The organism is Agrobacterium sp. 22-226-1 (genome assembly GCF_053522345.1).
Genome location: NZ_JBNWCP010000035.1, coordinates 1 through 9,219, shown reverse-complemented (window position 1 = coordinate 9,219; position 9,219 = coordinate 1). Strand labels below are relative to the sequence as shown.

General features: G+C 55.9%; 9 protein-coding genes. 4 read left to right on the top strand and 5 right to left on the bottom strand.

From position 1 onward, the window contains the following. Window positions 1-1,019: 1,019 nt before the first annotated feature. Window positions 1,020-2,183, top strand: coding sequence for an ATP-binding protein (locus ACQZ5K_RS26705; protein WP_448742041.1), 1,164 nt, complete (start codon window positions 1,020-1,022; stop codon window positions 2,181-2,183). Between the two features lie 77 nt (window positions 2,184-2,260). Here ACQZ5K_RS26705 and ACQZ5K_RS26700 read toward each other — a convergent pair whose 3' ends face one another. From ACQZ5K_RS26700 to ACQZ5K_RS26690, 3 genes are all read right to left on the bottom strand, one after another. Continuing rightward, window positions 2,261-2,587 (bottom strand): AAA family ATPase, encoded by a 327-nt coding sequence (locus ACQZ5K_RS26700; protein ID WP_448742042.1) that lies wholly within the window; start codon window positions 2,585-2,587, stop codon window positions 2,261-2,263. Window positions 2,588-2,639: 52 nt separating this feature from the next. Continuing rightward, window positions 2,640-3,029: a limonene-1,2-epoxide hydrolase family protein gene (locus tag ACQZ5K_RS26695; RefSeq protein WP_448742040.1), complete on the bottom strand. Its 390-nt coding sequence runs from the start codon at window positions 3,027-3,029 to the stop codon at window positions 2,640-2,642. Between the two features lie 147 nt (window positions 3,030-3,176). Beyond that, window positions 3,177-4,142 (bottom strand): AraC family transcriptional regulator N-terminal domain-containing protein, encoded by a 966-nt coding sequence (locus tag ACQZ5K_RS26690; RefSeq protein ID WP_448742039.1) that lies wholly within the window; start codon window positions 4,140-4,142, stop codon window positions 3,177-3,179. 185 nt (window positions 4,143-4,327) lie between these two features. Between ACQZ5K_RS26690 and ACQZ5K_RS26685 the strand changes: the two genes are divergently transcribed. Next, window positions 4,328-4,981, top strand: a complete 654-nt coding sequence (locus ACQZ5K_RS26685) for a TetR/AcrR family transcriptional regulator (RefSeq protein ID WP_448742038.1) — start codon at window positions 4,328-4,330, stop codon at window positions 4,979-4,981. A 178-nt stretch (window positions 4,982-5,159) separates the two neighbouring features. On the opposite strand, the gene ACQZ5K_RS26680 is transcribed toward ACQZ5K_RS26685, so the two are convergent. After that, window positions 5,160-6,119: an NmrA/HSCARG family protein gene (locus ACQZ5K_RS26680; protein ID WP_448742037.1), complete on the bottom strand. Its 960-nt coding sequence runs from the start codon at window positions 6,117-6,119 to the stop codon at window positions 5,160-5,162. 119 nt (window positions 6,120-6,238) lie between these two features. Between ACQZ5K_RS26680 and ACQZ5K_RS26675 the strand changes: the two genes are divergently transcribed. Beyond that, window positions 6,239-7,135: a LysR family transcriptional regulator gene (locus ACQZ5K_RS26675; protein WP_448742036.1), complete on the top strand. Its 897-nt coding sequence runs from the start codon at window positions 6,239-6,241 to the stop codon at window positions 7,133-7,135. A gap of 510 nt (window positions 7,136-7,645) precedes the next feature. Here ACQZ5K_RS26675 and ACQZ5K_RS26670 read toward each other — a convergent pair. Beyond that, window positions 7,646-8,413 (bottom strand): hypothetical protein, encoded by a 768-nt coding sequence (locus ACQZ5K_RS26670; RefSeq protein ID WP_448742035.1) that lies wholly within the window; start codon window positions 8,411-8,413, stop codon window positions 7,646-7,648. 524 nt (window positions 8,414-8,937) lie between these two features. On the opposite strand from ACQZ5K_RS26670, the gene ACQZ5K_RS26665 reads away from it, so the two are divergent. Beyond that, a partial coding sequence (locus tag ACQZ5K_RS26665) for an AAA family ATPase (protein ID WP_448742034.1) occupies window positions 8,938-9,219 on the top strand: 282 nt, incomplete at its 3' end.

The window sequence follows — 9,219 nt, the reverse complement described above, 5'->3', positions numbered from 1 at the left end:
ATATCATGATATTGTTATTATGATCGATCGCCATCAATTTTTATCGCTTTTTCAGTCCACTTCTCAATCAGATTCCCTCTCGTTCCACCAATAAATAATCCACCCTCCATAAAAAAACCTATACAAAATCACTTGGTTACAAGCTGTTCGGATTGCCCGTTCGTAAAACAACTGAAATTCGTCAATTAAATTCCCTCCTTCTTTCAATAAAATATTTTATATATTTCCTTGTCGCTCCGAAATAAAATATATGTTTAATGGTGGCCCTTCCCCCTGTTTCAAAGCTCTGCCGCGATCAATCATTCGCGACACTCCATAATTGGTAATTAATTCCATAATTAAAGTATAAATACAATAATATATGTATTCATTTGGTCCGCGTGAGTAAAATATTCCACTCGCAAATACTTTTGCAGCGCGTCGCCAATTAGCCATCAACGCTCCTTTGCCATCATTGAAAGGACGAAGCGATGGCATGAATAATGTCTGACGGAGAGAAATAGGCTAAAACGCGTCGAAACGACAAACTTGCTCATCTAGGTCGAAGCACGGCACTCGAACAGATCCTGTTCAATCCGGGTCATAGCCTGCAGCCCTGAAGTAATTTGCGCATTCCTCCGATGTGAAACGGGGGATCAATGTGCCGACGGCATCCCATAGGGGTCGACCTTCCGACGCTTCGTCGCGTAAGAGATCAATTCATTTCGTCGGAACGCGCACCTACCAGTATTCTCGTACAGGTATCCGCGTTTTTTTTCACCCTGACATTCTCTTTGAAATGGACGCTGTCGCGGTTGTTTAAGATGTTCTGCTCAAAGCAGTCCTCGCTGACGAGCTCAAACGGGGACGAACTGGTTGCGAAAGCGCTTGACGTTGCCCTGCCGATGGTAAGATTAGTCCATCTTACGAAATGTCCGCAAGTGCCAAACGCGTCGCAGCGAAGCGGTCGGGCAGCCACGCTCCTAACGCGATTCAACTTTATCCTTGCAATTACGGAATAAAACTCCATAAATGCAAGGATGATTGAGCGAAGAATTGAAACCGAACTCCGACATCTCGTAGATGAAAGTCCTGCGGTTGCACTGTTGGGCCCTCGCCAAGTCGGCAAAACAACACTTGCACTCAATATTGGAAAAACCCGGCCCTCGATCTATCTTGATCTGGAATCAGAAGCGGACCGCGCCAAACTATCGGAACCGGAGCTCTATCTTGCAAGTCATGGTGACAAACTCGTCATCCTTGACGAAGTTCATCGTCTGCCTAACGTGTTCCAGATTCTGCGGGGCTTGATCGATCGGAATCGCCGCTCCGGACGGCGCACTGGACAGTTCCTGCTACTTGGCTCGGCTTCCATCGATCTCCTCAAACAATCTGGAGAAACACTAGCTGGCCGCATAGCCTATCTTGAAATGCATCCTGTCGATGGATTGGAAGTGCCGGCAAATGCACTGGAAAAACTTTGGCTAAGGGGTGGATTTCCCGATAGTTTCCTTGCTTCCAGCGACAGTGGGAGCATGCGCTGGCGCCAGGATTTCATTCGTACCTATCTCGAACGCGATATTCCGCTGCTGGGACCGCGCATTCCCGCTGAGACTTTGAGACGATTCTGGACCATGCTGGCTCATCATCACTCCGGGCTTCTTAATGCAGCCGAACTCGCCCGCTCCCTCGGAGTCGATGGCAAGACCGTGGCTTCCTATCTCGATCTTCTCGTCGACCTACTTTTGGTGCGTCGTCTAGAACCATGGCATGCCAACATCGGTAAGCGGTTAGTCAAATCACCCAAAATCTATGTTAGAGACAGCGGCATTGCCCACGCACTTCTTGGGCTTGGAAGCACCGAGCAACTGCTCGGACATCCCATTGTCGGTGCCAGTTGGGAGGGCTTTGTGATCGAAACACTCGTTGCCTCCTCACCCCACGGCACTGCGGCCAACTTCTACCGTACGGCGGCCGGCGCCGAGATCGATCTTCTGCTCACCCCTCCAGGCCAAAAGCCTTGGGCAATAGAGATCAAGCGAAGTCTGTCGCCGAAACTCGAAAAAGGGTTTCACCTTGCTTGCGAGGATCTCCAGCCGCTAAAGCGCATTGTCATCTATCCGGGAGAGGACTCATTTCCTCTGCCAAACAATGTGACCGCAATGTCGCTTCCAACTGCAGGCCGCCTTTTGCAAGACCAATAGCCCGCTGTCCTCCCAGCGCGGAGAAACCGATCCCTCGACTGGGAAGAGCTCAGCATGATCTTTGACAGGGTATTACTCTAAAACGTCCAGAAACGTTGACGAAAACGAATGTTGCTCTCGCGGGTAGAGCGTATGCGATTATCGAATACGCATTTGAACTCAATGACCGCGATGGGGAGGATGATTTCCGGAGCGCACCCCCATGGTTCTGGAGAACGTCTTCGCCGCAGGTTATCGGTCGCCAATCGATAGAGTGTCACATACCCGCTTGGGCCAACATCCAGCCCTTCCACCAATGGTAGGGATGTACGGATTGCCTGCTCGACAGTGTCCACCCTCAGATAAAGCACCTTTAGTCTCCGTGCCAACGTTTGAGCAACGGTGCTTTTTCCTGATCCAGGCAGCCCGCCGAAAATGTACCGGCCCGATTGCTACCGCGGAGAATATGCGATCTGGCTATCTCTTGAGAAGTGAGGCCTGCCTTTCGAAGTCGGCCAGATCAAAATAGTCGCGCCAGACAGTGATTTCCCCGTTCTCCACCGTGATCGTACCCATGACCGGCAACGTGATCGTCGCGCCACTTTGATGGGTGAACACATCAATCCGCTCGTTGAGAACAAGATTCCCCGATGCCGCGATGTTGGTCACAGCCCAGTCTACCCTGAACGCCGTTCCAACCCCGAAGTCTTTATGGAATTTGCGAACGTTGTCTCTCCCTACGATGTTGGGCAGCGGCACGTTGTCATAGAGGACGTCATCCGACAGCATCGCAAGTGCGTCCTCAATGCGATTTGCGGACCAGTGGCCGAAGAAAATGGTGGCAATGTCAATCGGAGGTTTGGACATCTTTGCTCTCCAGAGTGCGGTTCAGGTGAATTTGACGAATTGTTTGCCGGTAATGGTCGCCTGGGAAACTGCGCGAACCGGCCACCGATTGAGATGGGTCCAATATTCCACGCCGAAACACACAGAGCGTCCTAAAGGCAGAGCAGCTCAGGTTGAGTTGCGCAGTCGGCCGGCGTGACGCGCCGGTGGAAGCCCAAAGATGCGCACGTAGTCGCGACTGAATTGCGATTGGCTGCCATAACCGACTTGGAAGCCTGCGCTGGCTGCGTCCATCTTGTTGCCGACCATCAGGCGCTGCGCCTCCTGCATCCTGAGCTGAGTGCGGAATTCAATCGGGCTCATGGCGGTGACCGCTTTGAAATGCGCATGGAAAGTCGACCGGCTTATTCCGGCGATCTCCGCCGCGGCCTGCTCAATTGAGAAATTCTCACGAAAATGCGTCCGAATCCACAAGATCACACGAGCAATCTGATTCAGGCGACTGTCCGCGCGGGCCATCTGCCGAAGAATTGCTCCGCTCTCACCGCCCAATAGCCGATAGAGGATTTCGCGCACGGTAGAAGGCGCGAGCGCGTCGATGTCTTCCGGCGTATTAAGCAGACCCACAAGGCGAAGTGCGGCATCGACTATCGCTGGAGTAGTGCGGCAAAGTGCAAGCCCGGTGGATGGTCTCGCAGGCTCCACGCTCGAAGCCGGAAAGCGCATCGCGAGTTCAGCTATGGCAAAAGTGTCCAAGTGCAACTGTAGGCAAAGATAAGGCCGCTCCGGAACTGCATCGATAACCGATCCCATTGCCGGCAGCTCGACCGATGCAATCAGGCAGGTTGACGGATCGTATATAAAGGCCGCATTGCCCAGTACTGTACGCTTTTGGCCTTGGGCAACGAGGCAGAGCGTGCGCCCGTAAAGTGCTGGCATCGGCATGGTCGGCATTGAAGACCGGATTAGCGTCACGCCGGGAATATTAGATGCATGAACGCCATCTTCCGGGCAGTGACGCGCAATGGTTTCGGTCAAGGAGGAGAGCTGATCCATAGTAGCCTTTTCTGCCGCAACGTCGATGTGGCGCAGGACTTCACGAGCGCCGGGTGATTGGTAAACTGCGGCCTTCATTGGCTTCCTTGTTAACTGTACTGTGTGGGAACCACGTGATCAGGCAACCCACTGAACGCCATCTTTAACGACTTTGGCCAGGTTCTCGGCGACCACAGCGCCGGGAGGATCCCTTTATGCAGTGATCGATGCACAAATCGGTAGCGGCATTGCAATCTGTCGTCAACTGATTTATGCAGTGGTCAATGCAAAATGATCTTTCGATGCCGCCAGCCAGCACACCGCCGACTCGTCCTCCACGAGGCCGGCCGCGTGAGTTCGACCGCCAGTCTGCGCTTGCCGCGGCGACACGGTTATTCTGGATCAAGGGATACGAGGCGACCTCGATCGCCGACCTCACGGAGGCAATGGGGATCGGAACCAAAAGCCTTTATGCGGCCTTTGGTTCGAAGGATGCGCTCTATGCCGAGGCCCTCCGATACTATTACACGACCTACGAGGGGTTGGTGTGGACTCGCTTCAGGGCCGCTACGACAGCGAGGCAGGCCGCGCTGCACTTTCTTCAGGATTCCGCGACTGCCATAACCGGTGGAGATCTCGATCTACCCCATGGGTGCATGGCAACGCTCGCGACCGTGGGCAGCGAAGGGCACTCCGAACTGGGCGAACTCATGCGAGCGACTCGTGCAGGCGGTTTCGATCTGCTCAAAGCGCGCTTCGATCGAGCGAAGAACGATGGTGATCTAAAGGCTACGGCGGATACGACCAAATTGGCGAGGTTCGTGCAGACAGTGCAAAGCGGCATGGCGATCCGCGCCCGGGATGGAGCGGACCGCGCCGAGCTGCACGATGTGGCGGAAATTGCGCTTTCCGGCTGGGACAATTTCACCGCCAACTGATTACACCTGCGTGGCGAGGCCCGCGGACCACGTGACGTTTGGATGGTTGTGAACTCGAAGCCTGTGGACATCGGGTACTTTTTTCGGGATTTCCAGATGCATCTGTGTGCGAAATCCCTCCTGACGATAAAGGTTCCTGCGCTCGACGTCTGAGTACACGACCGGCGAGCGACGAAGTTTACGAGCTGAGGCCAAAAGCCCTTTTTTTGCCGTCCCAACCGGTCTTCAGCAGGAACTGCTCCCAGGTGAGACTGGAGGGGTTGATCCGCCTGCTCCACGAGAGATCCCGATCTTTCCGGAAATATCCATATTCGACCGCGTATTCCACCATGCCGATGTTTTCTCGAACGAGCTCGGGATTTTCCCCGAACTCCGGAAAATGACGAACCAGTTCATCAGGGGTGTAGGCGGATGCATACACAGCCTTCCGGCCGGTGACGCGCTTGAAGGTCTCGATCATCTCGGCCGGTGATAGAACGTCCCCGATGATCGGTAGCGTTTGCCCGGCATAAATGTCGGGATGGTCGAGAATTTCCAGAACGGCTGGCCCTGTCGCCGTCAGCGGATCGACGAAGGGTGCTCGGAAATGCTCCGGCAGATAAATGGGAAAGAGGAGCGCGTCGCCCTCCTTGCGCGGTGTATAATATTCGAGAAGGTTGGTGTAGAAGAACGCGAGCTCGACGAATGAGCTGCGAACGGGAAGACCCTGGATATAAGCCTTGACGCGCGCCTTGTCTGTGAAATGCGGCGCGAACTTCGAACCTCCGGTGATCTCATCGACGTTTTCCAGCGTGCTGAAAACGATGTGATCGACACCCGCCTCCACGGCGGCATCTGCCAGGTCCCTGCCGATGTCGAACTCGTAGGTAGCTGGCGGGGCGACGACTGGTGTCATCAGGAAAGCACCCTGTGCTCCTCGAAACGCTTTCACGAAATCGCTCCTGTGGTTGATCGCAAGCGGCACGGCGAAGAGCTCGGCGCCCTGCTCGGCCAGCTTGAGGGCCGCAGGCGAGTCTGTACGACTTGTCAGCGCACGAACGTGATACCGTCCACTCCCCAACAACGATTCCGTCACGCTCCGGCCCTGCTTGCTCAGGCTGCCTGCAACGACAATGGTAGGCTTTCGATCAATCGACATGTGTATCTCCATCACTTTCCTAGAGCAGCGCAGCACGGCACTCCCTGGAGATTTAAATCGCAACCCATAGACCATATGTGAAATCGATTGATTTATGCGCTACTATCCAGCACATGGATATGAAGCGCATCGATCTCAACCTCCTCGTCAGTCTCGAAGCTCTGCTTGTCGAGCGCAACGTGACAAGGGCCGCAGCCCGGCTGCATATGAGCCAGCCGGCACTCAGCGCCCAACTGAACCGCCTTCGCGACCTGTTCAAGGATCCCCTGCTCGTGCCGGCGCATCGTGGCATGGTACCGACCGCCAAGTCGCTCGAGCTGATCGGACCGCTTCGCGCCTCGCTGGATCAGATCCGCGGCACGCTCCAGGGTCATGATAGCTTTTCCCCCGTAACAGCCGAGCTGACCATCTCGATCGCCTGCACCGACTACGTCGAGGCTGTGGTGGTTGCGCCTCTTATTGTATCGCTGCGCGAAAGGGCTGCTAATATCCGGCTTGCGGTGCATCGGCTTGCACCGGTGAGATTAGGGCAGCAACTCGCGAATGGTGATATCGATCTCGCCATCGCCACACCGGATGCCGGGCAGGCTCACCTGCGTACCCGGCACCTGTTTGAGGAAAGCTATATTCTGATCGGCCGTCCCGGGCACCCACGGATCGCGGAGGGGGCGACTGCAGCCGGGTTCGCCCGGCTTGAGCAGGTGATCGTCTCGCCGTCTGGCGGCGCATTTTCTTCGCCGGTGGACGTCACCCTGGAAGCCCTCGGTCACTCCCGCGCCGTTGTCGCGTCTGCCGCCTCATTCCTCGTTGTTCCGAGCATCGTAGCCAGCAGCGAGCTCGTCGCCCTGGTGCCGCGACGCCTGATGCGGAACCGGCTGGCTGAGGTCGCATGGATAGACGTTCCGTGGCTCTCGGAACGCTTCCAGGTAGAGCTCATATGGCATGAGCGGACGCACAGGCATCAGGGTCAGCAATGGATACGCGAGCAGATCCACGATCTCGTAAAGGCTGCGTAGGCGATTGCATGCCTTGAACGAGTCTTCTGATTAGGACAGCATCAAACGCAATACGACCTATTGGGAGCGAGCGGCGGGACCGCTGCGCCAATTGCGTTGGAACCAGCATCCCACAATCAGGTTATACGGCATGACCGAACCTGCTGAAGCACTTGCCAGGTCGATAGCCCATTACGCCACGGACGAGACTGCCTCGCGCCAGTTGCGCAGGTAGCCCATATTCGCTGTTCCACAGGAAGGGAATGGCGCTCTCGCCTCCTTGCTGGAAAAGCTCGATGTGCAAGCGTCTGCTGCGACACGTCCATCCCCCTGACGAAAGAAAGCGCTTGGAGCTTCATAACAAGAGCGCTTCAGTTCCCTCGAGCTCTACTAACCCGCAAGCCAATCACCGACTGCTCTGCCCCACACGTCCCCTCATGCGTAGCGGCAATCTAAGTGATGCGCCGAAGGCGCGGCGACGTACGTTTCACCACAGGCCCTGCCGAGCCTGCAAGGCTGCTCTAACGCCGCTCACACGGCAATCCTGTCCCTTTCCTCCTGAAACCGCCTCTCGCGCGTCTTCGGCCGCAGCAGGCGGATACGCGACTGCGGCTCGATCACAGACCAGTGCGGCTGGATCAGCTCACGCAGCATCTTGCGCAGTTCCGGCCAGGGGGTCTCTTCATTGCGAAGCTCCGGATCATACATCACCAGCATGCAGTGAAGCTTGGCGGCAATGTCGTGGATGTAATAGGGCTGCAGCGAAATCAGCACACGCCCGGCAATACCCTCGAACCGGGCAAGGTCCTGCGCCTTCGCAAGACTGGCGCTGTAACCGATGCGACGGTCAGCCGCATTCCATGCCCGTCTCAGTCTCAGCAACTCCAGACGTGCGCTCTCTGCCGCATCAGCGCCGATCCGCGGCGCCAGTTTCCTGATCTCCCCGAAAGAGGATACGGTCCCGACCGATGGACCACCATCGTCAACTGCAATCACGACAGCAGGACGACCGCCGGTCTCTTCCAGCAGTCGCGCCTCGAGTTCCCGGCATTCCCGCTCGGCGGCAAGCCGCTGCTGATACATGTCATACCAGTCCGGCCACAGTTCCTTGGCATGCACCGGTCCGGCAATGGTGCGCGAGGGAAGATCGTTGAGCAGCATCGGCAGGATCCGTGCGGCCAGCGGCAAAAGATTGCGCCGGTTGATCACGCTTGGCAGGTTGTCGACAAAAGTCTCGTTGGGGAATGCATTTGCGCACGAAATTTTAGGTAAAGTTCTGCTATTCTCAGAATCAGCCATGATCCAAGCTCCTGATAGCTAGATTGTGGTCAGGTCAAGGACGGTGTGCCTAGCACCTCCTTGGCCGTTGCAATTTACAATCGCGAGTCTGACTTCGCGCCAAGATTATGTCAAGGTGTTAATGTTAACAGCAGATCAAGTCCGGATGGCTAGGGCGGCACTAAAGTGGGGCGTACGGGATCTTGCGAACCGCGCCAACGTAACGCCCGCAACTGTGACGCGGATAGAGGCTGGAAAACCGAGCTACTCTTCGACTCTTCTCGCGATTCGAAATGCATTCGAAGAAGCCGGCCTCGTTTTCATTGACGAGAACGGCGGTGGTGTCGGCGTCCGTTTCGCAAAACCGGCGTCAAAGACAGGCGTTTAAATCGCTCCCTTTGATGATTCGATGATATGACCGCAGAGACCTCGCTCGCGCGACCACAAGCATCGCGATACACATCCAGGTCAGCCCGCCAAACAACAGATATCGACAGCAAGCGATCGACAATTGATCTGGCAGCATCCGAGACTGAAACATGACCATGACAGACCATCTCCGCGGCCACATTCTCCTTCTCTCCGGCCATCCCGGCTCCGGCAAGTCCACAATAGCCGAAACGCTTGCACGCCTGCCCGGTGTGCCAAAGGTGCATTTCCACAGCGATGATCTATGGGGTTACATCAAGCACGGCCGCATCGACCCCTGGCTTCCGGAGTCCGATCAACAGAACCGGATGATCATGCAGATCGCCGCCGACGTTGCCGGTCGCTACGCCGAGGCAGGTTATTTCGTCATCCTCGATGGCGTCGTGCGACCGGACTGG